The sequence below is a fragment of the Paenibacillus ginsengarvi genome, assembly GCF_003626695.1.
Taxonomy (GTDB): Bacteria; Bacillota; Bacilli; order Paenibacillales; family NBRC-103111; genus Paenibacillus_AB; species Paenibacillus_AB ginsengarvi.
Window position 1 is genome coordinate 92,891 of record NZ_RBAH01000019.1, and the last position, 25,530, is coordinate 118,420.

At 54.1% G+C, this 25,530-nt stretch carries 24 protein-coding genes and 1 riboswitch; of the genes, 10 read left to right on the forward strand and 14 right to left on the reverse strand.

The features are described from left to right. Positions 1-14: 14 nt before the first annotated feature. The 5 genes from D7M11_RS23345 to D7M11_RS23365 all read left to right on the forward strand — a co-directional run bounded on the left by D7M11_RS23345 (position 15) and on the right by D7M11_RS23365 (position 6,873). The gene (locus tag D7M11_RS23345; RefSeq protein ID WP_120749684.1) at positions 15-2,063 is read left to right on the forward strand and encodes a helix-turn-helix transcriptional regulator; all 2,049 of its coding nucleotides are present in this window, start codon (positions 15-17) and stop codon (positions 2,061-2,063) included. Positions 2,064-2,411: 348 nt separating this feature from the next. Beyond that, the gene (locus D7M11_RS23350) at positions 2,412-3,773 is read left to right on the forward strand and encodes an ABC transporter substrate-binding protein (RefSeq protein ID WP_158606786.1); all 1,362 of its coding nucleotides are present in this window, start codon (positions 2,412-2,414) and stop codon (positions 3,771-3,773) included. Between the two features lie 44 nt (positions 3,774-3,817). Continuing rightward, complete coding sequence (locus D7M11_RS23355) at positions 3,818-5,377, forward strand: extracellular solute-binding protein (RefSeq protein WP_120749686.1); 1,560 nt, start codon at positions 3,818-3,820, stop codon at positions 5,375-5,377. Positions 5,378-5,520: 143 nt separating this feature from the next. Continuing rightward, a complete protein-coding gene (locus D7M11_RS23360; protein ID WP_120749687.1) occupies positions 5,521-6,537 on the forward strand; it encodes a Gfo/Idh/MocA family protein in 1,017 nt (338 codons plus the stop codon). A gap of 123 nt (positions 6,538-6,660) precedes the next feature. Then, a complete protein-coding gene (locus tag D7M11_RS23365) occupies positions 6,661-6,873 on the forward strand; it encodes a hypothetical protein (RefSeq protein WP_120749688.1) in 213 nt (70 codons plus the stop codon). Between the two features lie 84 nt (positions 6,874-6,957). On the opposite strand, the gene D7M11_RS23370 is transcribed toward D7M11_RS23365, so the two are convergent. The 8 genes from D7M11_RS23370 to D7M11_RS23405 form a co-directional block, all read right to left on the reverse strand. Then, the gene (locus tag D7M11_RS23370; protein WP_120749689.1) at positions 6,958-9,237 is read right to left on the reverse strand and encodes an ATP-dependent helicase; all 2,280 of its coding nucleotides are present in this window, start codon (positions 9,235-9,237) and stop codon (positions 6,958-6,960) included. Positions 9,238-9,301: 64 nt separating this feature from the next. After that, positions 9,302-10,159 (reverse strand): DUF3473 domain-containing protein, encoded by an 858-nt coding sequence (locus tag D7M11_RS23375; protein ID WP_205127103.1) that lies wholly within the window; start codon positions 10,157-10,159, stop codon positions 9,302-9,304. After that, on the reverse strand, positions 10,156-10,818 hold the full coding sequence (locus tag D7M11_RS23380; protein ID WP_120749690.1) for a class I SAM-dependent methyltransferase: 663 nt from the start codon (positions 10,816-10,818) through the stop codon (positions 10,156-10,158). Before D7M11_RS23380 ends, D7M11_RS23375 begins: the two co-directional genes overlap by 4 nt. 27 nt (positions 10,819-10,845) lie before the next feature. Further along, complete coding sequence (locus D7M11_RS23385; protein WP_120749691.1) at positions 10,846-11,892, reverse strand: GNAT family N-acetyltransferase; 1,047 nt, start codon at positions 11,890-11,892, stop codon at positions 10,846-10,848. Positions 11,893-11,898: 6 nt separating this feature from the next. Continuing rightward, on the reverse strand, positions 11,899-12,237 hold the full coding sequence (locus tag D7M11_RS23390) for an EamA family transporter (protein WP_120749692.1): 339 nt from the start codon (positions 12,235-12,237) through the stop codon (positions 11,899-11,901). 7 nt (positions 12,238-12,244) lie between these two features. After that, positions 12,245-12,619 (reverse strand): DUF2304 domain-containing protein, encoded by a 375-nt coding sequence (locus tag D7M11_RS23395; RefSeq protein ID WP_120749693.1) that lies wholly within the window; start codon positions 12,617-12,619, stop codon positions 12,245-12,247. A gap of 5 nt (positions 12,620-12,624) precedes the next feature. Continuing rightward, positions 12,625-13,332 (reverse strand): glycosyltransferase family 2 protein, encoded by a 708-nt coding sequence (locus D7M11_RS23400; protein ID WP_120749694.1) that lies wholly within the window; start codon positions 13,330-13,332, stop codon positions 12,625-12,627. Beyond that, positions 13,311-14,579 (reverse strand): glycosyltransferase family 39 protein, encoded by a 1,269-nt coding sequence (locus D7M11_RS23405; RefSeq protein WP_120749695.1) that lies wholly within the window; start codon positions 14,577-14,579, stop codon positions 13,311-13,313. The genes D7M11_RS23400 and D7M11_RS23405 overlap by 22 nt, the downstream gene beginning before the upstream one ends. A 341-nt stretch (positions 14,580-14,920) precedes the next feature. Between D7M11_RS23405 and D7M11_RS23410 the strand changes: the two genes are divergently transcribed. Next, positions 14,921-15,616: a hypothetical protein gene (locus D7M11_RS23410; RefSeq protein ID WP_120749696.1), complete on the forward strand. Its 696-nt coding sequence runs from the start codon at positions 14,921-14,923 to the stop codon at positions 15,614-15,616. Positions 15,617-15,650: 34 nt separating this feature from the next. On the opposite strand, the gene D7M11_RS23415 is transcribed toward D7M11_RS23410, so the two are convergent. Continuing rightward, positions 15,651-15,932: a hypothetical protein gene (locus D7M11_RS23415; RefSeq protein ID WP_120749697.1), complete on the reverse strand. Its 282-nt coding sequence runs from the start codon at positions 15,930-15,932 to the stop codon at positions 15,651-15,653. Positions 15,933-15,953: 21 nt separating this feature from the next. Further along, positions 15,954-17,234 carry an ArsB/NhaD family transporter gene (locus D7M11_RS23420; protein WP_120749698.1) on the reverse strand — a complete coding sequence of 427 codons (1,281 nt, stop codon included), beginning with the start codon at positions 17,232-17,234 and terminating at the stop codon, positions 15,954-15,956. 346 nt (positions 17,235-17,580) lie between these two features. Between D7M11_RS23420 and D7M11_RS23425 the strand changes: the two genes are divergently transcribed. The 3 genes from D7M11_RS23425 to D7M11_RS23435 all read left to right on the forward strand — a co-directional run bounded on the left by D7M11_RS23425 (position 17,581) and on the right by D7M11_RS23435 (position 19,938). Next, a complete protein-coding gene (locus tag D7M11_RS23425; RefSeq protein WP_120749699.1) occupies positions 17,581-18,840 on the forward strand; it encodes a glycosyltransferase family 39 protein in 1,260 nt (419 codons plus the stop codon). Positions 18,841-19,043: 203 nt separating this feature from the next. Further along, positions 19,044-19,385: an ArsR/SmtB family transcription factor gene (locus D7M11_RS23430; protein WP_120749700.1), complete on the forward strand. Its 342-nt coding sequence runs from the start codon at positions 19,044-19,046 to the stop codon at positions 19,383-19,385. Positions 19,386-19,407: 22 nt separating this feature from the next. Next, on the forward strand, positions 19,408-19,938 hold the full coding sequence (locus D7M11_RS23435) for an SRPBCC domain-containing protein (RefSeq protein ID WP_240041271.1): 531 nt from the start codon (positions 19,408-19,410) through the stop codon (positions 19,936-19,938). A 70-nt stretch (positions 19,939-20,008) separates the two neighbouring features. Here the strand turns inward: D7M11_RS23435 and D7M11_RS23440 are convergent, their stop codons facing one another. Continuing rightward, positions 20,009-21,616 carry an S-layer homology domain-containing protein gene (locus D7M11_RS23440; RefSeq protein ID WP_120749701.1) on the reverse strand — a complete coding sequence of 536 codons (1,608 nt, stop codon included), beginning with the start codon at positions 21,614-21,616 and terminating at the stop codon, positions 20,009-20,011. Between the two features lie 254 nt (positions 21,617-21,870). Further along, positions 21,871-21,951, forward strand: a riboswitch (ZMP/ZTP riboswitch). A gap of 61 nt (positions 21,952-22,012) precedes the next feature. Here D7M11_RS23440 and D7M11_RS23445 point away from each other — a divergent pair. Beyond that, on the forward strand, positions 22,013-22,543 hold the full coding sequence (locus D7M11_RS23445) for a hypothetical protein (protein ID WP_120749702.1): 531 nt from the start codon (positions 22,013-22,015) through the stop codon (positions 22,541-22,543). A gap of 104 nt (positions 22,544-22,647) precedes the next feature. Here the strand turns inward: D7M11_RS23445 and D7M11_RS23450 are convergent, their stop codons facing one another. From D7M11_RS23450 to D7M11_RS23460, 3 genes are all read right to left on the reverse strand, one after another. Continuing rightward, positions 22,648-23,382: an ankyrin repeat domain-containing protein gene (locus D7M11_RS23450; RefSeq protein WP_120749703.1), complete on the reverse strand. Its 735-nt coding sequence runs from the start codon at positions 23,380-23,382 to the stop codon at positions 22,648-22,650. Positions 23,383-23,451: 69 nt separating this feature from the next. Further along, the gene (locus D7M11_RS23455; RefSeq protein WP_120749704.1) at positions 23,452-23,928 is read right to left on the reverse strand and encodes a VOC family protein; all 477 of its coding nucleotides are present in this window, start codon (positions 23,926-23,928) and stop codon (positions 23,452-23,454) included. 272 nt (positions 23,929-24,200) lie between these two features. After that, complete coding sequence (locus D7M11_RS23460) at positions 24,201-25,511, reverse strand: MFS transporter (RefSeq protein ID WP_120749705.1); 1,311 nt, start codon at positions 25,509-25,511, stop codon at positions 24,201-24,203. Between the last annotated feature and the right edge of the window lie 19 nt (positions 25,512-25,530).

A 25,530-nucleotide genomic window follows, 5' to 3' on the forward strand; every position in this document is an offset into this window, starting at 1 on the left:
AGGGGGAATCGGCGTTGAAACGGGATATCCGCTCCTATATGTACCGGGTGGCGATTGTGCTGATCGTCGTGTCGCTTGTTCCGGCTTTGTTGTCAAGCGCTTACAACACGAATCTGTTTATGAAGCAAACGATCCGTCTGGTCGATGCGAGAAACGGAACCGAACTGACCCGCACCGGAACGCTGATGGAGCGGATGCTGCAGCAGATTATGGATTTCGCCAGCAAGACCGCCGGCGACGCCCGCTTTGCCAATTTGCAGACGGCGACGGAGCAGTGGAAGGCGTGGCTGGAGCTGAACAAGCTTTTGTACGCCAGCCCCTACGTCACCGAATATATGCTGTATAACGGCGCCGACCGGTCGCTGCTTATTTCCAATTACGGAATCGAGCGTAATCCGGAACGAAGCGCCATTCCGTGGATTGCCTCGCAAACGCCGCAAATCCCTTTATACCAGTACGAGATTAAGACCGGATACTCGAAGCCAAGCAAACAGATGGCCTCCATCGTGCAGAAGCTCCCCGGACTGCAAAAAGAACCGAACTATATCATCTTTCATGTAGACTTGGATAAAATGTATACGTCCTTCCTGAGCGAGCTGAATGCCGACGCAGAATTGTACAATTACTATCTGACCGATGCCACAGGCACGGTCGTGTACCACCGCGACAAGTCGTTGATCGGTACAACGCTGCCGGATCAAATGGGAAACACCAATATTCAAGTCGACCGGATCGAGCTTCAAACGTTTGACTGGGCTTTAGTCCGCGAAGTGCATACGCAGCTGTTGTATAAAGAGGTAAGCGCCCTCAAAAATAAAGTGCTGGCTGTATTGTTCACCGTCATCGGTGTCATGTCCGTATTTATCTTGTTTGGGGCCCGCGAGCTGTATAAGCCGTTCCGCAGCGTTGTCGCCAGAATGACGGAAAACGAAGAGCAGCTAAGAAGATCGCTGCTTGGCCGTTTCATTCGCGGGGAAACCCCGGTTTGTCCGGACCTCGTTCGACGATGGCCCGAGATGTCGCCTAATCTTGTCGTAGCGATCATGACCCCGAAGCATTCGCTAGAAGGAAAAAAAGCCGGGAAAGCTGCCGCTTCCCAGATTCAGCACATTCAGCAGCGCCTAACTGCGTCCGCAGCGTTCCGCTTGGAGCTGTTCAAGGAACGAAGCGGGGATGATGTCGTCCTGTTCCAGCTCGAGCATGAAGATATGAACCGGTTTATGACCGAGCTTTTGCTTACGCTGGAACCTGCCGAGCTGGAGTCGGTTATCATCAGCGTCGGCGGCATTCATTCCTTGGAAGACGTTCATACCTCTTATATTGAAGCGCTGTACGCTTACAACATTGGGCGCATTTATACGGGAGACAGTCCGGTTTACTGTTTCAACAAGCTGCCGATGGACTATGAGGTTCCGATGAAAGCCGCCGCGATCGAGGAGTTGGAGCTGGCAATCCGGCAGCAAAACGAACGGAGTTTTACGGAGGCGCTGAACGCTTTATTTTCCGAGCAGCAAACTGTCGTGGAGTATAATCTTAATTTTTATCAGACGGTTTCGCTGCTGCTTCGCATGTTCGGCCAGCACAGCCTATCGTTCTTAAATGAATTAAACCAGCTTATTACGGACAAAGGGATTATGAACGTCACCGCAGTGAAACAGTTCCTGTTTGCGAAGTTTTATAGCTTCCGCGATTATGCCGAGGAAACGAAAGATTATGCAGGCCGAATCCATGACTATATCGCCGCGCATTACACGGAAAACTTCTCGCTGGATGAGATGGCCGAGCATCTCGGCATATCCAAGCAGCATTTGATAACCGTATGTAAAAAAAGGTATAACCGCACGCCGATCGAATATTTGAACGAAATCCGTATCGAGGAAGCGAAGCGGCTGCTGGCGGACACCCGGACGAAAATCGCCGACATCGGCACAAGATCCGGCTTTAACAGCAATAGCTATTTTGCCAAAGTGTTCAAGCAGTACACCGGCATCACCGCTTCCGAGTACAGAGAGCTGTTGTTTACGCGGAACACGGAGAAAAAGCCGCAACTCGCCGAAAGCTGACCGATTGTCCAACTCGCAAGCCGACAGGAACCAGCTGTCGGCTTTTTTACTTCTCGGTTGGGGGCTCCCCCGGAAGTATTCGGAATAAGCTGCGAAGCTTCTCTTCACTTTTGGGGGAACAGTATCACGGGGGCTCCCCCGAAAGTATTCGGAATACGCTTCAGAGCTTCTCTTCACTTTCGGGGGAATATAACACAATATTCAACTCGTTGAACTTGGGCTTGGAAGCCGCTCACTGCAACGGTTTTAATATATTGTGATTGAAAAGACCATCAATGAAGGGTAGGTTGAAATTGTTCCGGCGTCCGGGGCCGGAATCGTTCGATGAAAACTGAAGGGGATGGTCCGATGAAGAAGGAGAGACGTTTTACGGCGATTCCGCCCACGCTGCTGGCCGCCGCTATGCTGCTGGCAAGCTGCAGTGGAGGCGGTACTGCCGCGACCGGCGGCGATAAAACCGACAGCGGAAGCCTGGACAAGAACAAAACGGCGCTGGAAGGAAAACCGAAAGAGCCCGTCGAAGTTGTATTTTATGCACAGAACGGAATGACGCCGGCCGACTTCGACAATCGGTTCGGCAACAGCCTCAGAAAGAAATTTCCCAACTACACGATCAAGTACATCCAAAACACGGGCAAAGGGATGGACGTTCCCGGCATGCTCGCCTCCAATACGCATTACGACGTTTATTTCGCCTATGTCGGGTATTTCGAAAACGAGTTCATCTCCTACGATCTGCAGTTTGACATGTCCGAGCTGATTAAGCAGCACCAGCTCGATCTGAACCGGATTGACCCGTCGGTCATCAGCGGTATCCGGAATTCGAGCTACGGCATGTATGCGCTTCCCGTCATTACTGATACGCTCGGCATCATGTACAACAAAGACATTCTCGATAAATTCGGCGTCCCCTATCCGAAAAACGGCATCACCTGGGGAGAAATTATCGATATGTCACGCAAGCTGACCCGGACCGAAGGCGATAAAACATACGCCGGATACGTGCCGTTTACCAATTACATGCTGTCCATGAATCCGCTGTCCATCCCGCTCGTTGACGAGAAGACGGGGACGCCAACGATCAACCGGGATGAACGCTGGAAGAAATTTTACCAAACGCTGCTGATCGCTCCCTCCGAGGTACCCGGCATTCAGGAATATTTGAAGAAACATGAGGTCATCGACGGCTTTTTCAAAGATCAGGAGGTCGCGATGATTGGCGGCATCACCGCCTTCGCGGCCAATAGCCGTGAAGATCAATTGAGCAAGTTCAACTGGGATTGGGTGGCGCTTCCGTCGTTCCAAGATTTGCCGAATGTAGGGGGACAGCCGTATACTCAATATTTCGGCATTACTCGAATGGCCAAAAGCAAAAATACCGCAGATGCGGCGATGGAAATGCTGAAGTATCTCGTATCGGACGAATTCCAGACCGAAGTCGCCAGAAAAGGCTTTATGCCGGTGTTGAAAAATTTGGACGTCAGGAAAGTGTTCGGTCAGGATACGAAGGTGAAGGATAAAAACTGGAACGCCTACTTCTACAACAAACTGGCGGAAGTTCCGTATAAAAGCGTCAATGAAATGCCGATTGCCTCGCTGTATGTAGCGAATATGAATCAGGTCATGAAAGGCGAGATCGACTTGAATACCGCCTTGCGGCTGTCGGAAGAAAGCGCTGCGAAAAAGTTGCAGGAGCTGAAAGCGAAGTAACGACTGCCGCGGGTCAGCTTGGGAGCGTAAGGGGGCTTGGATCGATGCGTTCGTACAGAGAGGTCAAAACGATGCTTGCCGCGATGCTTCTGCTAGTTGTCCTCGCAGCGGCTTCTTGCGATTCGGCTGCTCCGGAGCAACCGGGTCCGAACGGCAGCCAACCGGTCTCGAGCGGAATTCGCATCGTCGGGCTGAATTGCAATCCGTCCTTTGACCGGCAAACGGCCGAGGAGAAACGGGTGCATGATCGACTATTGGAGCAGACGGGCGCCGATGTGCACATCACCTTCTCGGAAGAGGGATCAGGCGGGCCGTGCAGGTCGAAACGGGCGGCGATGCTATCCTCCGGCGAGCAGCTGGATTTCGCCGAACTATCGATAACCGAGGCGGTGCAGGCGTTTAACGAAGGGCTCCTTTTGCCGCTCAACGATCTGCTTGACCGGTACGGGAGCCATCTCAAGAAAAGCGTCGTTCCCGAAGCGTTCAAGCTGGCGACGTATGAAGGAAACATACTCGGCATTCCGATCGAGAACGGTCTGCATACGCTCAGCGCCCTGCAAATCCGCGCTGACTGGCTCGCCAAGCTGCAGCTGCAGCTCCCGCGAACGATAGACGAATTTGAGCAAGTGTTGCAAGCGTTCAAGGAACGAGACCCCGACGGGAATGGCAAGATGGACACCGTACCGCTCACCGTTTCATCGGGCGGCGCGTTTAATATGCTGGAGAGCGTGCTCGGCTCGAGCTTTCTTCCGCAAGGTTACGCCTGGTGGCAAGATGCCGACGGAAAATTGAAGCCGCCTGAGCTTCATCCCGCCTATAAGGCGTTTCTTGCCAAGCTCGCCGATTGGAACGAGAAAGGCTATTTGTGGTCGGATCTGCTGTTGTCGGCGGCAAATAAACAGCAGGAGTTGATTGCCGACAACCGGGCAGGAGCGGTAGCCGCCACGTTTTCGGGAACGATTGTGAACGCCGGCGAGCTGCTGAGGAAATCGGTGCCGGACTACAGCTATTTGCCGGTCGTGCTGGAGGGCGAACAAGGACTCAATCGTTTGCCTGCCTCGCCGATCGCTTATTCGGTCTGGGTCATTTACAAAAAAAACGCCAGTCCCGAAGCGGTTATGAAGTTTTTTGACTACCAAGGCACTTACGAAGGCAACATGCTGACCTCGTTCGGTATCGAAGGCGACAACTACACGACGACTCCGGACGGGATGGTCGAGTTTATCGCCGAGGACAAAACCGATCTGGCCAAAGCGCATTATTACGCCAAATACAAAACGGTGTTTATTAACTGGCCGGGCAAGCCGGTATGGCCGGTTAACGCCTGGACATCCGCTGCGTACAATTTGAAGCGTGAGCAGGTAAACCGGCTGCCGCGGTTCGAACCGATCGATTATGGCGTGTTTTACGATGCGACCAAATGGCAATCGTATCCGAAGCTCGATGCTCTGAACGCTTATCTGAGCGAGCAGAAGGTGCGGGTGTTAAACGGCGAAATAAGCGTCGACAGCTGGGACGGCATCATGGCGCGTTGGCTTGATATGGGAGGGTCGCAAATGATCGACGATCGCAACAAGCAGTATGCCGCGTCCTTGAGCCCGTAGGTTTCCCCGTAACCATACTGTCTGCAAACCATTCCGGGAGCGTGGGCGCATAGCCATAGGGTCGAAGCCCCGTTCCTTGGTTAAAGGTTTGCGCCGTAAAGTGGTTAGACCATCCTATAGGACTGACGAGGTAAGGAACCGCGATGAGCAAATACCGTGCGGCCGTTATCGGGCTGGGCTATATCGGATTAAAGGCGGATATACCAAGGAAACATGTGCCATTAAGCCATTCGCTGGCTTACCGGTTGAATCCGCATATCGAGTTTGCGGCAGCCGCAGGCGTACGCCGGGAACAGGGCGAGATGCTCGCCCTGCTCGCGCCGGAGACGAAGTTTTACATGGACTTGGATACGATGCTTAGCGAGCAGCAGCTAGATCTGATCAGCATTTGCACGCCCGAACATGTGCGACTGGAGCTGCTGCGGACGGTACTGTCCCGTTCGGAAGCACGCGTCCTCTTTCTGGAAAAGCCAGTTGCAACGACCGTTCAGGAGGCGGAGGCAATCGCCGAGCTCGCGAAGCGCTATAAGCGAACCGTTGTCGTCAATTTTTCGCGAAGATGGAGCGAAGGCGTTCGTCAAATTCGTCAGGCGGTGGTATCCGGGGAGTTCGGCACATTGACCAACATCCATGTGCGGTATACGCGAGGGATCGGCAACAACGGCTCTCATCTGTTTGATCTGATTCGGTTTACAGCGGGTCCGATCGCTGAGGTCCAAGTCGTCAGGCAAGTCGCTACGAATATGGACCGCAAAGATGACCCGACGTTTTCTTTCTTATTTTCGCTGGATGGTGGCGTCCCCGGGTACGCGGAGGCGTTTGACGACCGCCATTTTCTTATGTTCGAGATGGACTTGTACTTCGACAAGGGCAAAATCGAGCTGTTACGGACCGGCGACGACATCCGCTTCTACACGGCTTCGGAGCATGCGTCGGTTCAAGGCAAACACCTGACGCTGAAACGCGAGGAGACGAATCTGCTGGCGCGCGTTAGCCTTATTCAGCTCGCGGTGGAGCATATCGTCGATATCGCTCAATACGGCGCCGCACCGGTCTGTACGCTCGACGACGGCCTCTGTTCGCTATATGTTGCCGATGCTTTAATCCGGTCGCATCAAAACAGCGGAGCCGTCCAAACGGTAAAGAGAATTGAGAAATAAAGTATAGGAGCGGGAGAGGATAACCATGTCTGAAATGATCCATATCGGCAATCGCCGAGAGCTGTTCTGGGTTATAAGCCCAGCACAGTCGTTACCCGCCCGTTTACATTCGAAGGCAGCCGATTGTCCATCAATTTCGCCACCTCTGCGAGAGGTTATGTGAACATCAAACTCGTCTCCGAAGAACGGACGCTGCATTCGGTCGAGCTGTTCGGAGATAAACTGGACAAAACGGTTCCGTTCGTCGACGGAGACATCGCCGCGTTGTCCGGGAAACCCGTAACCATGGAAATAACGATGAGAGACGCGGAGCTGTTCTCGTTTCAGTTTGAATAAGACGTAAACAATGCGCTGCCCCGCCCCTTCCGAATCGGAAAAGAGGCGGGGCAGGTTTGTTGTATAGCAGCTCGCCTACTTGCGTCAACCGGATACCGGCCGGAGCAGCCCCGTTTCCACACATACGGTCAGCAGCAGCTTCTTAAGACCTTTTTCGAAACGGATATGAATCGTCTCGTCGTCCATATACACGATTTCGCCGCTACCGAACGACCGGTGAAACGCCTTTCCCGTCTGCTTCAAGCGGGCGATCGTTTGCCGGGATTCCTCGCTCAGCGGCCTTTTCGCCGGTCGCGCCGGCTCCGCTCGCCTTGCCGCCGAAGCCGGGGCTGGCGTCTGGCTTGGGGAACGGGAGGCTGCCTTTTGCGGCGCCCCCTGCCGATCGGATGGCGCAGGAGCCTGCAGCTTGCGAATATGCTCCATAAAGCGCGACTCCTTCGTCTTCGCCCCGTCTCTCCAGCGGTAAGCGAGCAGCTCCAGATGCGACTTGGCCCGCGTCATGCCGACGTAGAACAGCCGCACCGCCTCCTCCATATTCGCCGGCTCGCCGCCTTCGAATTTTTTGATATCGTCGTTGGACGGAATGATTCCTTCGATCAGATCGATCATGTACACCCGCTCGAATTCAAGCCCCTTCGCGCTGTGAAATGTCGACAGCGTAACAGCGTTCGTCCCTTTGTTGTGCCTGGAAGATTTCATCGCCTGCTCGAGATGCTTCAGCCGGTTCGCAAACTCCTCCATCGTGGCGAGCCCCTCCGCGATTTCCTCCAGCGCGTTTACGATGCCAATCAAATACTCTTTGCGAAACCCGAGCCGTTCGCACATTTTATCGATCGCCTTCTCGTACCCGAGCTTGCCGCTTATCGTGCGAATCGCCTCAAGCGGAGCCGCCCCGCGCATATTCGCGAACGTCTCCTTCGCCTCCAGGAGCTGTTTCACCTGATAATCCTTCAGTTCGCCATATGCGATCAGATTGTCGAACACCGATTCGTTATTGCGAATATCGCGAACCGCCGCCATCTGCTGCCTCGTAACATAACCGATGCATTTCGTATGAATGCTTTCGAATAACTCCGGGCGTTTGTCCGTGTACGTCAACCGCATGAAATTGAGAATGTCTTCGACGACCCAATGCGAGAAAAAGCGGTTGTCGCCGTCTTTCATATAAAACGGAATGCCGCTTTTGTCCAGCACGTTCATAAGCGCGATGGACGACGAATTGTTCCGGTACAACACGGCGACCTCGCGCAAATGCTCGACACCGGAAATTTGCTCGGCCACGTATTTCGCCTGATATTTGTAATCGGACAAGCTGCGGATGACGATCGGCTTGCCGGACTCGTTTTCGGTAAACATCGTTTTGTCGTACCGGTTTTTGTTGCGCTTGATAAACCGGTTCGCCGCGCCGACGATCGCCTTCGTGGAGCGGTAATTTTGCGTCATTTTCAGAATCGCCGCGCGCGGATACGTCCGCTTGAAGTCGAGCAAATATTGCGGCTCGGCCGCCCGCCAGCCGTAAATGCTCTGATCGTCGTCGGCAACGACGCATAGGTTGCCGTGCGCCCGCACCAGCTTCTCGATGATCGCATGCTGCACGAGCGACGTATCCTGGCTTTCGTCCGTCAGCACGTAGTCGTACCGCCGCTGGTATTTGCCGAGCAGCGCCTTGTCCCGCTCCAGCGCCTCATGGCCGATCACGAGCATATCGTCGTAATCGATGAGCAGCTTGTCCGTCCCCGTCCGCTTGAACGTCTCGTATTCGCGCAGCACCCGCTCCGCATCCGGCACGTCGCACTTGACCGACGCCCACTTTTCCTGCGGAATCAGCTTATTTTTTACGTAGCTGATATACGTCGTCAGCTCTTCCATCTGATCGTCGGTCAGACGGTTACGCGTGATTCGTTCGTACAGCTCCCGCAAAATGATTTTCTTGTGCAGTACCGGTACCGGCAACGTTATGCTGTCTGCCGCAGCCTGCTCCGTCTCCGGCTGCAGCTCTCCTTCGATCAGCCGATACGCCGTTCCCGTGCGGCGGAAATGGTCGCGGGCGATCTCGAACGCCAGGCTGTGAATCGTCGAGAAGTCGACGCAGTCTGGCGGCAGCCCGGGAAAAAACCGCTTGAAGCGCTCCTTCATATCGCCCGCCGACGCCCGGCTGAACGTGACCGCCTTCAGGCGCGACGGGTCGACGCCCTTCTCCTCAAGCAAATACCCGATGCGCATAATGATCGTCGTCGTTTTGCCCGATCCTGGAGAGGCGAGCAGCAGCAGCGGCCCCTCGGTACGTTGCACGGCCCTCCTCTGCACCTCGTTCAGCGAGACGCCGACTTCGTTCCGCTTGCGTTCAAAAAAATGTTCAGCCATTCGCCTATCCACCCTTATAAAAACAATCCTCCCTCCAGTATAACCACCGGTGAGAGGATTTGCATTAAACGTCCAGCCCGTGCTGCCGCTTCAAATGGTCCGAAATCGAGGTGAAGCTGTAGCTGCGGAGAATGCTCTCCAGCTTCGCCTTCGTCCCGCGCACGTTGTAATAGTGAATAAAACCTTCCTTCGCCGGCAGCTGCAGCCGATGCTCGGTCGGGTCGATTTCCCGCGGATGCAGATACACGATCGAGTTATGCCCCTCGCGGTTCGCACGCGCGATTTGCCGTTTGATGAAAAACGTGGGGAAAAACCGGAAGTAAAAGCCGCCCGAATAGCCCATATTGCGGCCGGCCATATTCATGACCGACATCGGCACCTCGAACAGGTTCAGCTCCCTGCCGTTCACCCGCGGCCTATGAATATGCCTCGGAGCATCGGGAATGCCGTACAGAAACGTCTTTACCGGAAAAATGCTGGCATCGTATTTGAGCCCGAGCTCCTCCAACGCTTCGAGGTAGTGCAGATTGCGCTCCACGATCGACCAGGAAGGCGCCCGGTAGCCGAGCACGGGTTTGCCGGTCAAGCCTTCGAGGATGCCGACCGATTTCTTGACGTCCTCGTAGAACTCTTCGTAAGACTGCTTGTACGCCAGCTCATGCCCGTATCCGTGAGAAGCGACATCGTGGCCCTCCCGCGCGATCGCCTTCACCACGTCGGGATACATCTCCCCGATACAGCCCAGCACGAAAAACGTCGCCTTCGAGTTCGTCTCCCGGCACAACCGGAGCAGTTCCTCCATATTGAGCCGGAAGTGGGTCGACTTGCCGCCACCGTCCATGGCAAGGCCATCGTAATTGGCGTGGTACCATTCCTCAATGTCGAAGGTGAGCATGTTAGCCGCATTCGCTATTTGTGTCACTTTGCTTTGCTCCCTTTTATTGCAAACGAAGTGCTGAACTGATTCGCCAGCGCCCCTTGTCCAGTTCCTTGCGTCACGAAATGGAACGGATGGTAAATATGCAAAAATTCGATATGCTCGAAGCCGTATTTCTTAAACACGCTCTGCAGCTCGTTCATCTCGAACATGCGGTCGAACTTTTTGTCCTTCTCGAACAGCTTCAGCAGCTTGCGCTGAAGCGAGTTCCGGTTCAGCGTCTCTACCAGCAGCGTGCCGCCGCGTTTCGTCACCCGCGCCAGCTCCTTGATGACGTCCTCATACTGATCGATCAGCTGAATGACTCCGTTGCATACGACTACGTCAAACTTGCCGTCCTCGAACGTCAGCGCCGTCAAATCGCCGGGCATCGTCTTCAAGCCGCGGGCTGCGGCAAATTCCAGGCTTTTCTCGGAAAAGTCGACGCCATAGACGATATTATGCTCGACCAGCGGCTCGCTAAAGGCGCCTACGCCACAGCCGGCGTCCAAAATCACTTTGCCCTTGCACGGTCCGAGAAAGCGCAGCGTATTTTCCCGCTGCATGAAGAAGCTTTTCTCGTTGAAATAATCCGATGATTTGACGGAGGCGCCGTGCACCTCGGCTTTTTTATCAAAATACTGCTTCCAGTTATGATTGGACATCCGCGTAAAGTCCTCCAGTTCGTAGCCTCAGGGGAATACATATTTAATCAGCTTTTTGCCCGCCAGATCGGTGACAAAGGCAGGCGCCTTCTTCCACAGCTCGACGAACAGGCCGAGGCTTTCCTTGTCCGGCGGTCCGCCGGCTCCCGCTCCGCCGTCGTAAACGGCGTAATAGAGCTGCTCCGGCTTCGCGCCCCACTTCTCCTTGAACGTGTACGTCCCGGAGCCGGCCGGCGAGCGGCCGAGGTCCAAATAGTCGTACCCGTTCCTCATCCCGAGCTTCGCCGCTTCCCAGTACATGAAGTTGTTCAAATATTTGTTGTTGTATTCGATCAGATTCGCTCCATACGGGTAGTAAAGCGTCGAGTTGCCCGGACTGCCGAGCAGCAACATGCCGCCGACAACGTCCCCGCTCGTCTTGTCCAGCACGCTTAACAAAAACGCATGCCGCGGCAGCCGTTCGAAGAACGCCCGGAAGTAGCGGATATCCGGCGCCGGCGAGCCGAGCTGCTTCATTCTCCGGACATATACGCGGTAGAACGCGTCCAGATGGCCGGTATCGAAGGAAACGTCGAACCAGTCGTTCTTGTACACCTTGCGCACGTGGTTCCGGTTGTTCCCGCTGGACAGCGCCAGCACCTGCTCCTCGCCGCCCTCAAGAGGCAGCTTGAACGTATAGTTATGCGTATTCACGGTCCAGCCTGCTTCGTCGGCAAGGGGGCGATCTTTCAGCCTCAGCTCGGCGTAGCCCAGCTTGCTTTCCCGTTTCAGCGCTTTAACCGACTCGACGGCAAACCGGAACGACTCGTCCCCGTCCGCGCACAGATCGCAATAATTGACGAACGGCAGCGAAACGGCTACCTGCTTCAAGGTCAAATTGCGCCCGGCTACGAGCGGAATCATGGCGCGAAGACGCCCGCTCTCATCGATGACGGCGCGGTACTGGCACCGGTAGCCGAAACAGCTAAGCAATATTTGACGAAACGCCGTCGTATGAAATACGGTGCCCTTCGACCAGGCCAGCTCGTCCCATTCGTCCCTCATCCGTTCGGTATAGGCCACACACTTCAGCATGAATCGTTATCCTTTCATCCACATCACTACGCCTATCAATATAACAACGCATCCGGCCCACTTCATCATGCTGATATGCTCTTGAAAAATGAAGATGGACGCGAGCAGCAGCAGCACGTATTGGAAGCTGGTCACGAATGTGACGTAGCTCAGCTCGAATTGGGACAGGCAGTACACCCACAGAAAAGCTCCGATCGCATACGCGGCGAACCCGGCGAGCAAAGCGGGCGTCGTGATGTAGCTCAGGAGAATGCCGAACAGCGGAGCGTCGAAGCTAACCGAGCGGCTGCCGAGCTTCAGCAGCGTACTGCCCGTCACGGTCATCAGGACGCTTCCAAACAGCATAACGAATTTAATGATGGCCCTCCTCCTTGAGTCTTTTTTCCAGCTCATCCAGCCGCAGCTTCGTAAGCCCGAGCTCCTGCGTGAGCGCCTTGTTGTGCGCCTTGAGCCCGGATATGCTGACGCTCATATTCAGCAGCAGCAGATAGGCGCTTGCGATCAGAATCGCAAAAAAAGCGGACGGCGCGTAATAAACGCCGATGATATGCGAGAACCAGTCCATCAAATCTTTAAACACCGACATAATCAGCGTAAACAGTCCGATTACAAACCAGACCAGCGAATACTTCTCCTGGATCATCCGCGCCCGCACCATGAAAAATACCGATAAAATCATGATGAGGCTGAACGCGATGCCCATTAATTGAATCGTTCCGCCCTCCACAGCTTTCACCACCTAGTCCGAATACAGGAAAAGAGCATCGACAAGGTAACCTTCGCCATATAATAAGCGCTCTTGAGCGGCGTTATGGACGAAGAGCCATGCTCGCGGCGACTCATTTCAACGCCTACCTCGCTAATTCGCAGCCCGTTCTTCTTGAGCAAAATAATCGCATCCGGCTCGGGGTAGTCGTCCGAATAATGCTTTTGCAGCAGCTCGATGCATTTGCGGTTGTACAGCCGGAAGCCTGACGTGCCATCCGTCACCTTCGTGCGGATGAGCAGCCGGAACAGCACGTAAAACACCTTGATGCCAAGCCTGCGGGTCCACGTCGTCCGGAAGGAGCGGACATCTAGAAACCTGGAGCCGATGACCATGTCCGAGCCGGTTCGCAGCAGCGTATCGTACAGCTTGTTCACTTCGCGCGGCAGATGCTGGCCGTCCCCGTCGATCTGCACCATATACGAATAGCCGTGGGCGTATGCGTATTTGAAGCCGGTCTGCACGGCGCCGCCGATGCCCAGATTGTACGGCAGATCGACGACCTTCACGCCCTCCGCCTTCCGGGCCGTCACCGATGTGGCGTCCAGGGAGCAGTCGTTGACAACGAGAATATCGCAGTTATCGATGCTGCTGCGAATATCGTCAATTACTTTTAAAATGTTATTTTGCTCGTTGTAAGCTGGAACGACGATCAATATTTTCCCTTGTCCCATAATAGCATCCCCGTATATTTTTTTGCGACTACGAAAATTCCCCGAACCGTTCTGTCCGCTCCATATGCAACCGCAATGGCGATGAAAGGAATACCGGGCGCCTTATATCTGTAAAGTCCGTCGATAAAAAACAACACGCAAAAGAGGAACACGGCAGCAATGACAAGCCAGATGACCGATGCTCGCCGAAACAGCCCGTTTACGGCGGCTGCCACAGTCCCGACCGCGAACAAGGCGATGGGAACGAGATGCCTGACGTACGTTAGCATGCCGCTGCGGGCTTCCGGGTCCCACACCCATCGGCCGAGGAAGGCGATCGACCTTCGTCCGTACAGGATCAGAATATGATCCCAGTTGTGAATGAAAAAGCTGAGAATGAGGCTGTTCGCGATGTCAATCGTATAGTCCGGCGTAAAGTGATAATCATAGCCCGAAGGCTTGTCGTAAATCCAGCCTTCTGCATACATGTTGTACAGCACCTTTTTGGCGTTTAGCTGCATCGATTCGAGCAGCGGCTCCAGTCTGCCGCTTGCGAGCGCAAATACGAACACCGCCAGTCCGGCGACGAGCACGCCCCCGATCAGAAGGCGGTATTTGCGTAGAAAGGCGACGAGCTTCGTTTTGTCCATCCGGATGAACGCATACGCCATAACGAACATCAGCGTCATAACGCCCGCCGGGCGAAATACGAGCATATACAGCGATGTCGCGATAAAAAGCCATTTGTACGTCTTTTTCCCGGTTTCGAACGTTTGCAGCAGGAAGTACACGCACAGCAGCAAAAGGCTTATAAAGAAGCTGTCGGTCAGCAAATACGTCGACCACAGCGTTATATCCCATGAATACCCGTAGATCAAGGAAGCGATCACCGCAGTCGTCCGGTTGAACAGCAGCTTCGCGATTTTGTACACGAGAATAACGCTGAAGCTTGCGGTCAGCACCTGAATGAACACAACGGCGACAGGGTCCTTGAATAAGGCCAGCAGCGCGGTCAGCAGCAGATTGTAACCCGCATACATGATCTCGTCCATATTCAGGCCGATCCGGAAATGAGTCATCAAGGAATGGGCGTAAGCGATGTACCAGTCGCTATCCTCGGATTCGGGAATGCCCCGCCCCGACTTCATCAGCAGCCAGAAATAGCGGACTTTGACCGCGAGCGTAAACAGGACGAGCGGGATCCAGTACACGAAGTCCCGGTCCTTGTATTGGTTATAAAGTTTGTACACGCTATCAAACAGCTCCATACATCGTAGTCGCGGGCGCACCCGCCTGGATAGGCCCAGCTTCAGTATTGCCGATTCGGCAAGCGATATTGCGAACGTAAACGTTCTTTTCAACTTACCGAACCATCACCCCATAGCGGTTAAGCGATCGCGCATAGGAATACAATTTTTGCCATTCCTCCTCGAAATAAGCCATTTCGTTCTTATAGTCTTTATTTTACGACGTATATCGACGTATTTCCTGCCTTTTTCTTAGTATATGAACAAATTATTATGATATTTTTTTGTAATCGGCCAAAAGCGCAGGAATAAAACTTCGCGCCGCTGACAGACAATGTTAACAAAGCAGGAGGTGAAGTCCCTTGTGGGAAAGCAAATGGATATGGGTAACGGCTCTGGCTCTAGCGTGGATGGAGCCGCATCTGTCGTCCGAGGCAGGCGCAGCATATGGCCCGGCAGCCCGGTTCATTCAGAAGCTGGAGAAGGAGAGCGGGCATACGCTCCGAATGAGCTGGAACGCGGATACCGGCACGCCGGGAACGCTGGAAGGGAGGCTAAGCAAGCCTTCACGTCATACCCCGGAATGGATAACGCTCGAATTTGCGGAAGCCGCGAAGTCGCTTTACGGGCTTAAGCAGGTTCGTGAAAATATGAAAGTCGCACATGTAGAGCATCGGGATACCGGCACGGTGGCCGTTCGCCTGCAGCGCTACTTGTACGGCAGGCCGGTTTGCGGGGACTCGCTTACCGCCGAATTGGACGCTTCCCGCGTCATTCGCCGGGTCGAGGGGACCATTCATGCCGATTTGGAGCGCAAAAGGCTGCGTCGTCCGATGTTCCCGGCCCTGTCCGCCAGGGAAGCGGCAGCGGCGGCAGCCGCCTATGCGCAGAACCCGGATGCCGCCGGGACCGCCCGGGTGGAAGCCTGCTATCTCCCGACCCGGGAAGGCGTTCCCCTCGTTTATATCGTATCGCTACCTCCCGATACGAGTTACGCTGCCTCTCCGCGTATCGTAACCGTCCATTCCTTGACCGGCCGGGTCATCGACGGCTACTGAACGGCGAGCCGGCCGGCCAAGCCGAACTCCCGGCTCATTTCCATTCCAGAGCCCGCAGCAGCTTATGCTTCATAAGCTCCAGCAGAAACTCCTCGTAATAATCTTTGCGGACGATAACCCGGTACCGATGATCGGGGTACGCATACAAGAGCACATCGGTGTGTACCTTATTCGATTCGAAATACGTCTGGACGAGCCGCAGCGCCTCGTCGTGCGGCTTCTGCCCCATCAGCTCGATCGTGAATTCGGTATCGTTTCCGTTTGCCGTCTCCTCGATTCGGATCACTTCCGAATCCCATTCGTAATGAAGCTTCATCGTAAACCCTCCTGTTCCCTATTACATTAAATACCGCAGGTATATATACACGCTTGAAATGACGATCGATAAGAGCATTAACGGAAAAGCAACCTTCAAAAACGAGACGAACCGGATCGGATAGCCTTCTTTTCCCGACAATCCCGCCACAATCAGGTTGGCGCTCGCCCCGATCAACGTACCGTTGCCGCCGAGACATGCTCCGAGCGCCAAACTCCACCAGAGCGGTTCCAGATCGGACACGCCCATGCTCCCCATTTCCTGTATCATTGGGATCATCGTCGCCACGAAAGGAATATTGTCCAGAAACGCCGACGCGATCGCGCTCATCCATAGGATCAGCATCGAGCTGGCCACAAGCTCACCGCCGGTCAATTCAACGGCCTCCTTCGCCAGACGCGAGATGACCCCCGTCTCCACCAAACCGGCGACAAGCACGAACAACCCGACAAAAAAGAAAATCGTCGTCCACTCGACTTTGGCAAACGCCGCTTCCATCGAATGCTCGCCCGTCAGCAAAAGCAGCAGAAACGCCCCTGCCAAGGCGACCGTCGCCGACTCGAGATGAAACGTCTGGTGAAGGAAAAAGCCCAGTATCGTGATGCCGAGCACGGATAAGCATTGGATTAGCAATTTACGGTCGGTAATGACCTCATGTTCGTCCATCTGCATGATCGATTGCTTCAGATCGTCGGTAGTCTGAATCTTTTTCCGGTACAGCCATACGAATATCGGCAGGTGAACAGCCATCACTATCGCTACGATAGGGGCAAGGTTCGTGATGAACGCCATGAAGGTCAGTTCCTTGACCGCGCTGCCGATCATAATGTTTGGCGGGTCTCCGATCAGCGTAGCCGCTCCTCCGATGTTACAGGAAATAATTTGTGTCACGAGAAACGGAATTGGATTGACTCTTAGCTGCCTCGTAATGCTGAACGTCACCGGCACCATGAGCAGCACGGTCGTCACATTATCGAGAAACGCCGAGCCGAGCGCCGTAATGAGCGCAAGAAAAAGCATGATCCGGACAGGCTCTCCCTTCGCCTTCTTGGCGGCTACAAGCGCCACGTATTTGAACAAGCCGGTTTCCGCCGTTATGCTGACCATGATCATCATGCCGATCAGCAGGCCGAGTGTGTTAAAGTCGATATGATGGATCGCCGTCTCCTGATCGACGATTCCGAGTACCACCATCACAACCCCGCCCAGCATGGCGATAATCGTACGGTGTATTTTTTCGGCGATAATCAGTCCGTACGTAATGAGGAAAATACCGATTGCGAGCATTGCCTGCAGTTCCATAATGCCTCCCGATTCGTAAGGATGCTTTAATTTGCCCTTGCCGGCCAGATTTTAGCAGACCCGCCATCTTTACGCGAGCGCAAAAATGGCAAAAAGGAGCCGCAATTGACAGGCTCCTCCAGGTACATCCCGATATGCTATTCCGGTCTCATTATATACAGGACCGGTACGGTTGTAAAGACTCGGCACAGCGATTCCCGGGGGTCATAAGGCCGCGGATCGCAGCTAACCCCTTAAGCCGATTTTAGGGATTGTCAGCTTGACCGGCTTTTGTTATAGTTATGGAAAAATGACATATTCCTACTTTTGACTTTTACCCTGCGACCAGGAGCTGTCAACTACAACGATGTACGCCCTCTATCAGAAGTACAAACACTACGACTTCATCCTCTTCCTTCCGATCGTAGCGCTCTCGCTATACGTCAGGTTGCGATATTTCTTCTTCCTTGCAAACAACAGCAAATTTCCCGATTCGGCAGACAGCCAGTGGTATCTCGCTTACGCCAGGTCGCTCATCTCCGACTTCGATATCGGATCGCATATGAACGATCTGATGTATTTAGGCTATAATACGCTGCTGACGCTGCTGCTCCTGATTTTCAAAAACACCGAAACGATCCTGCTGATCCAGACCGTAACGGCCAGCCTAAGCGTCATTCTCGTCTTCAAAATCGCCCGCATGCTGTTCAACCGGACGACGGCCGTCATCGCCTCGATTTTTTACGCCTATTCCTGGGATATTACGCTGTGGTCCACCTACATTTTGACAGACAGCTTCTTCATCAGCCTGCTTCTGCTGTGCGTCTATTTCCTGCTCAAAAGTCTGGAATCGGATAAAAAAGCATACAAATGGCTGTTTGCCCTGACTGCGGCTTACATGTGTATTTTCCGGCCTACCGGGCTGCTTTCCTTCCTGTTCATCGTGATTTACCTGGTGATTCGTATGGACAAGCGGAAAGCAATGGCCTTTATCCGCAAATATAAATATGCGCTCGGCGGCGGCGCTGCGGCGATCATTGCCGTATTCGCGATCCTGCTGCTGGGCGGCAAGCTTACTCCTTTGATCCAATCGCTGCAATATAACGCCAAGCTCGTTCTGTACAATATTTACGCCAAGGGCTGGGTATACGACCAGCCGACGCCGGGGGCCATGCCCTACAAACCGGATTATAGGATCGATATCGCCGATAGCTTGATACTTAGCTTTCTCGTCCATAACTGGGATCATATCGCCGTCCTGTACGCGAGACGGGTGGTTGCCTTCCTAGGGCGCTGGGTATGGCTTACCGATTTACACACGCTCGGGGGCATCAAGCGATTCGTCATCCATATGATTCCGACCTTCCTGTTCCTGATCGGCTTTCTTGCCACGATCGTCAATCGGGTATTCAAGAAGACCTCGATTATTTGGCTCAGCTTTTTGGCGATTTTCATTTTCTGCATCATCCTGTTTATCGACGGCATGTACAGGTACAGAGCCCCGAGCATCCCGTTTATCGCCATAGCGGTCGCCTATGGGGCGGACAGCATTCTGCGAACGCTGTACCGGTTCATCAGGAAATATGCGGATAAGCTGCCGTGGAAGCGAAATTCGGTCGATTTGTAAAGCTTCCAAATAGTCTTCAATTTCCATACATTCGCGAACAGGCTGCGGCGCAGCCTGTTTTTTTGCAGGTTCCCAAATTTTTTTAAAATATTCCTTTACAGGAATATTCCCTTTGGGGTATACTATGAATGTAACGAGCCAGTACAGATGACTGGAAGCGGATCATGACGGGTCCAGAACGACCTGAGAGGGATTATGCAGTCATGGACACTACAACATGGAGTGCGCTTGCCGAGCCGAATCGTCTGCACATCGTAGAGCTGCTGCGCGACGGCCCCTTGACCGTAGGAGAAATTGCCGATCGTCTCCAGCTTCGTCAGCCTCAGGCATCCAAGCATCTCCGCGTTCTTCTGGACGCCGGCATCCTGGAACAACGCGCCGAAGCGAACCGACGCATCTACAGATTGCGTCCCGAGCCTTTTCAAGAGCTGGATGCCTGGCTGGAGGCGTACCGGCGCATCTGGAACGAGCGCTATGACCGGTTGGACGATTATCTCCGCAGATTGCAGGCGAACACGGAAAGCGGCAACGAAAACGAATCTTGAACCCATTCGAGGAGGATTACTAATGACAACTTCTAACACGGCAGGCCAAATGATTTCGAGAATCGAGAACGAACGGGAGCTTGTACTGGAACGGGTGTTTGATGCGCCGCGTTCGCTCGTCTTTCAGGCTTTTTCCAAGGCGGAGCATCTGAAGCATTGGTGGGGACCGCGTGGCTGGACGCTGACCGTGTGCAATATCGATTTTCGTCCGGGCGGCGTATGGCATTATTGCATGAAGTGCATGGACGAGAATCAGGGCGACTTCTTCGGATTCGAATCCTGGGGCAAAGCGGTGTACGAGGAAATCGTGCAAGGCGAGAAGATCGTGTATGTGGACTTCTTCTCCGACGCCGAAGGCAACGAAGCGAGCGGCATGCCCTCCACGCGCGTCACGCTGGAGTTCCACGAGCTCGAGGGCGGCAAGACAAAGCTGTTGAACCGCGGTCAATACGATTCGGCGGAATCGCTGCAAAAAGTTATCGACATGGGCATGATGCAAGGCATCACCGAAACATGGGACAGACTGGCCGAGCTTGTGGCCGATTTGAAATAAGATTCCTTTGCCGCAACAAATACGGAAAGCCGCCGGTCCCTGGGCCGACGGCTTTTTGTGTGCCTGTATCTTACTTCCCCAGCTCCAGCATCGCCACGATGGACGACACCGCCTCCGCCCGGGTCGACAGCGTGCTCGGCCCGAACGTTTGGACCGGAAGCCCGCCCACGATAATAATGCCGGTTTCCTCCGCCTTGGAGACGGCCGGCCGGGCCCACGACGCAATATCCGCATCGTCCGCGAAACGGGTTTTGCCCGCCTGTTCGTTTACGGGCAAACCGGAGGCGCGTACGACCATCGCGATCATCTCCGTACGGGTAATATTCGCATTCGGCCGGAACGTGCCATCGTCGTAGCCGCCGATAATACCAAGCTTCACCGCCTGCTGCACCGGTATGAGCGCCCAGCCGCCGATCTGCTCCTTATCCGCAAACTCAAGCGGCTTCCCTTCGTCGGCAAGCTTCAGCCCTTTCATCAGTAAAACCGTAAATTCCGCCCGGGTGACCGTGTTATCCGGCTTAAACGTGCCGTCCTCATAACCGTCCACGATTTGCCGCTGTACCGCTTTGGCGATCCACGCTTTGGCCCAATGTCCTTCGATGTCGGCAAGAGGCGCTTCGGTTACAGTCACCGTGCAAACGTCGGAAAAATTGCCGACCTCCGTTTTGACGGAAATTTTCGCTGCGCCGGCCGATTTGGCCGTAACTTTGCCGTTTGCGTCCACTTCGGCCACCGCGCTGTTGCTGCTGCTCCACTTCACGTTCGGGTTAGCCGCATCGGCGGGAGATACGATTGCAACAAGCTGCGCGGTCTGCCCTTTCGCCAGCGAGATATCGCGCTGCTTCAACGCTACTCCGGTCACTACGGCTTTATTCGGGTCCTTGAACAGCTCCAGGCTCCACTTATCCAGCATGATCGGGGAATCGATCTTGTAAATGTCGCGGAGCGAGATCGGCACCTTCGTTTTAACTAGCGTATACGCCTCCGCAAGCATCAGGTTATCCGGCAGCTTGTAGGCATCGACTATGGCGGACAGCTGGTACGAATAAAGCGTGCTTTTTTTCGTATCGGTCGTTTTGTCCGTATAGCTGATTGGTGCGACACGATCGTTCCCGCTTTTGACACTGAACGTTTTCGTGCCGTCCGGACCTCTGCGGGTGATCAGATAAGATGACTCCATATTCGAGTTATCGATCCATTTCAGCGTGACGGTACCGTCGTCGTTAGCGATCGCGGTGAAATCGGTCGGATCGGCCGGCTGCATAATGGGAAAAGGTCCGATCGTCTTCTCCGAGTACGTTTTCGAACCGATCAGCGGATCGAAATAGGCGCTGATCCGGAATTTGGCGGACGTGAGCTGCGGATCGATGGGCATCTGGAAATGTTTCACATAAAACCCGCCCGACTCTGTGAAAGGCAGCGATGTCCATGTCGCCCCGTTGTTGGTCGTATACTCGAATTTGACGTTATACATCGAGGTGCCGATGGCACTGTCGGAATCGAATGCGGGATAGTAGCCCTTTCCCGCAATCAGCATATTCACTTGGGTGAACGTCTCCAGATCCATAATAGAAAGGCGATTAATCGAGGCCGCATCGGCACGCTGCCCCGGTTTCCCGATTCCCAGCATGACCAACACAGCGAACAGCAGAACGAACGTTTTTCTGACCGTTCCCATACACGAACTCCCCTCGGCTTATAATGCGTTGCTTGATTTCAACGGTACTGCGGTCAAGCGGATTTATCTGCGCCCGAAGCCGAAGCTTCGCCGCTGTCCGGAGCCTGCTGCTCAGCAGCATTCAGGCTTGCCGCTGCCTCCATTTTACCCGGCCTGGCGCTTCAAAAGCGCTCCTAAATGAGACGGCTCGCCGGGCTCGGTTCAAGTCACGATTGAAACCATCCGAGTTTTCTGGTAAGTTAGTAAACATAGATTCGGTTAGGTGCGACTGGCGTAAACGTGGAGTACCACGAGGAATCACCTAGCCTCATATGCCGTTCGCCTGGGCAAAGTATTCGGTCAACCTATGACCGAATACTTTTTATTTTTTTCGGGAAACGGGAGGATTAGAGCGATATGCAAACATCTATTCAAAGCTTGGCTGTCGTGGTCGAAAAGCTGGAGCGGCACAAGATCGGTTACACCTTGGGCGGGAGCGGATTGCTATGCAGCCTGGGGCTGGCGGACAAGGTCGGCGACTGGGATGTGATGACCGAAACGTCGAAGGGCGACGTCCTCGCCGCCCTGCAAGACTTCGAGGTACAAGAAATAACGAGCGGCGATTATCCGTTCGCCTCCGAATATAAGCTGATTGTTCGAAGCACGAGCCCCCAGGTGGAAATCATGGGCCGATTTTCGATTTATAGCGGCGACGGCCTATGTCATATACCGTCCATTCCGCTGGCCCGATGGAACGGTATCCAGGTCGGCAGTCCTGAAGCCTGGTATGTCGCTTATGCCTTGATGAACAGGAAGGAAAAGGCGGACATGCTGCTTGCCCATATGAAACAAACGGGGTTTCGGGAGCCTATCGTCCGTCAATTGATGCAGGAGCCCCTTCCCGACGACATTCGGCGGCAGCTCGACTCTCTTTTGCAAGGCTCCTGAGGATACAATCTTAGCCCCGGCGAGGAGCTCTTCCATTCCAGCGTATCTTCGAAAAGGCTGCCGGCGGTATTCTCGCGGCAGCCTTTAGGTGCGGATTTATGAAGTTATTTTGAGGAAATTGCACCTTTGCTTTTAAGCCAGGAAACTAGCGTATCTCTCCGGGTATCCAAACCGCCCGCCGCATCGAGCGGCGTCTGATCCGTGTAATCGGGGGACCCATTGATGTCGGCTCCTATGGACAGGAGATACTCGGCAGCACGACGCTGGCCTCCGCTGCATGCTTGCCAGAAAGCCTCTGTAATGTCATTCCTAGTTGGTGTCGGCTCGGAGCCGATCAACTCCTCCACGCGAGACATCATTCCTAGAGCTGCTGCGTGCCAAAGCTTGTTCACACGCGCGCCCCGCTGTACCAAAAGTCTCGCAACGTTCCAGCAACCATATCCGACCGCATTGTCCAAAGGAGTACCGCCAGCAATGGAGCCGCCAACCACTTCCATGTCGGCTCCGCTGTCGATTAACGCAGCTGCAACATCTGCATCGTCACTGCTGGCCGCCCAATGCAAGGGGGTCTCCGCAAAGGTTCCCCCTGTAGCCGGGGCATTGGGATCCGCTCCTGCATCAATCAGCATCTTTACAATTTCGGGACCGTTCGGGAAGTATCCCGGCCAATCGGTAACCACGTGCAAAGCAGTACGAGAGCCCCCTTTGTTGTCTATAGCTCTCATTGAGGTCAAGCCGGGAAACTCGTCCAGAAGACGGCGCAACTCATCCAAGTTGCCCGTTTGAACTGCCTGTACGAACAATACGACCATCGGATCGTTATGCTTGACTACCTCCATACACTCGCTCCTTGGATTTCGTATGTAAAGTTGCCCTCATAAGTCCATTCATTACTTCTATGATAACAATCAAGGTTGCCAAATTTCCCACAGGTTTCCGTCCAAATCATAAAACTGAAAGTTGGGTCCGCATTCACGCCCTTCCGGTATATCGCTTGCGATGCGCACCCCATTTGTCTTAAAGCGCTGGAATAGCTCCTGTATACGCGGCGTAATGAAACAGCCTACTGGGACGCGGTCCCCATTATTGTTGGCAAACCCTAACCGTCCGCCTTCTGCATTCGACTGAATCAAAAACATAGCGGGAACCGTAGTTCTCAGGCCAGCACCAGGCAGCTTATCTTCCTGGTCGGGAAAACGCAAAATCGCAATTGCATCCCCTTGCTCAACGGGTTTAAATCTGGAAGGTTGTCTACAGCCTAGATTGTTCCGATACCATTGCACCGATTCGTAGACATCTTGCACTGGAACGTAAATACAAGTAATTCCCGTAATGTCCTCCATCTTGTTTTCCGTTTGAATATCATCCGCCTGGTTTTGGCTCAATTAGCATCCCCCGCTTGAATAAATTTCCAACATACAGCTATAATACCGCACATTTGTTCCCCTGTAAACGACCTCGAGCTTGTTTAATCCGCGCTCCTCCAATTATTAAATCATGATCTGCCGAATTGAATTGGGAAATTATCGAAAAATAATAGATTCCATGTATTTTTTACTAGATTAATATCTAATCGCATAAAATAGAAACACAACAAAGGAGCAGCCGCGACTGCTCCTTTCGTAATATTTGCCTGAGGCCAGTTATGCTTTAGGCACTATGCCTTCCTCTTACTTCGCGACCAGAGAACAACCGGAATCAAAAGCAAGGATAAGAACCCTCCCGCCAAAGAAAGCGTGGAGTAGCTGGACTGGGCCACAACCATGCCGGACAACACGCCTCCGGAGGCACCGGACAACGCGATCAGCACATCCACCGTCCCTTGCGTCTTCGCCCGGATTTGCGGCGGTGTCGCATCGACGATCGCCGCCGTTCCGCTAATTAAGCCGAAGTTCCAGCCCAAACCAAGCAGCGCCAGCGCCAGAACGAGCAGAACCATCGAATCGCCGGGCGCAAGCGCAGCCACTAACCCTGCCAAAAGCAGCGTAACGCCGGCGGCGTAGGACATTTTCGTGCGGCCAAACTTGTCAACGAGAACGCCTGTAATCAGGGAAGGCAAATACATCGCGGCTACATGGATGCCGATGACGATGCCCACCTCGCCCAGTCCGTGCCCGTGATGCTTCATATGAACCGGCGTCATGGTCATAATGGCAACCATAACGATTTGGGTTAATACCATCACCGTCGCCCCTACGATAATCCCCGGCTTATGGACGCTCGGAACCGCTGCTTTTGCAACCTCGCCGCTTGTCCCTTCCTTGGCCCGCTCTGCCTCGGCAATGGCCTTGGCGACCAGAAGCGGATCGGGCCGGAGGAACAAGAGCAGAACCAGTCCGGCGAGCAAATAGGCCGCGGCAGCCAGCATGAATGGCCCCGCAAGCGCAGGAGCCCCCACGGAGGTCGCTACCTTTCCTGTAACAGTAACCAGGTTCGGTCCGGCCACCGCACCGAAGGTTGTAAAGACCATAGCCGTGCTAATCGCTTTTGCCCGCTGCGTTGGCAGCGCCAAATCCGTACCGGCATATCGCGCCTGCAAATTTGTCGCTGTGCCGGCACCGTAAACGAGCAGGGAAATAAAGAGCAGCGGTAAGGCGTGGAAGACAGCCGCCAAAACGACGCCAATAGCGCCAATACCTCCAGTCATAAAACCGGCTGCCAGCCCTACCCGGCGACCGAGCCGCTGAGACAAACGACCGACCAAAAGCGCCGCAGCAGCGGAACCTAAAGTAAACAGGGCGGACGGAATACCCGCATAGCTGTCTGTTCCTAGCATATCTTGGGCAAGCAGTGCGCCTACCGTAACACCTGCGGCCAAGCCCGCCCCGCCGAACATTTGGGAAGCGACAATAATCCTGAGCGTTCTTTTGTACAACAAACGCTGCTTCTCAGGGGATGCCACGTACTCCTTCAGCGGATTTGGGAAGCTATTTATGTTTTTTTCCAGTGGTGATGTACTTAGTGACATGGCTGTAACCCCCTCTCAT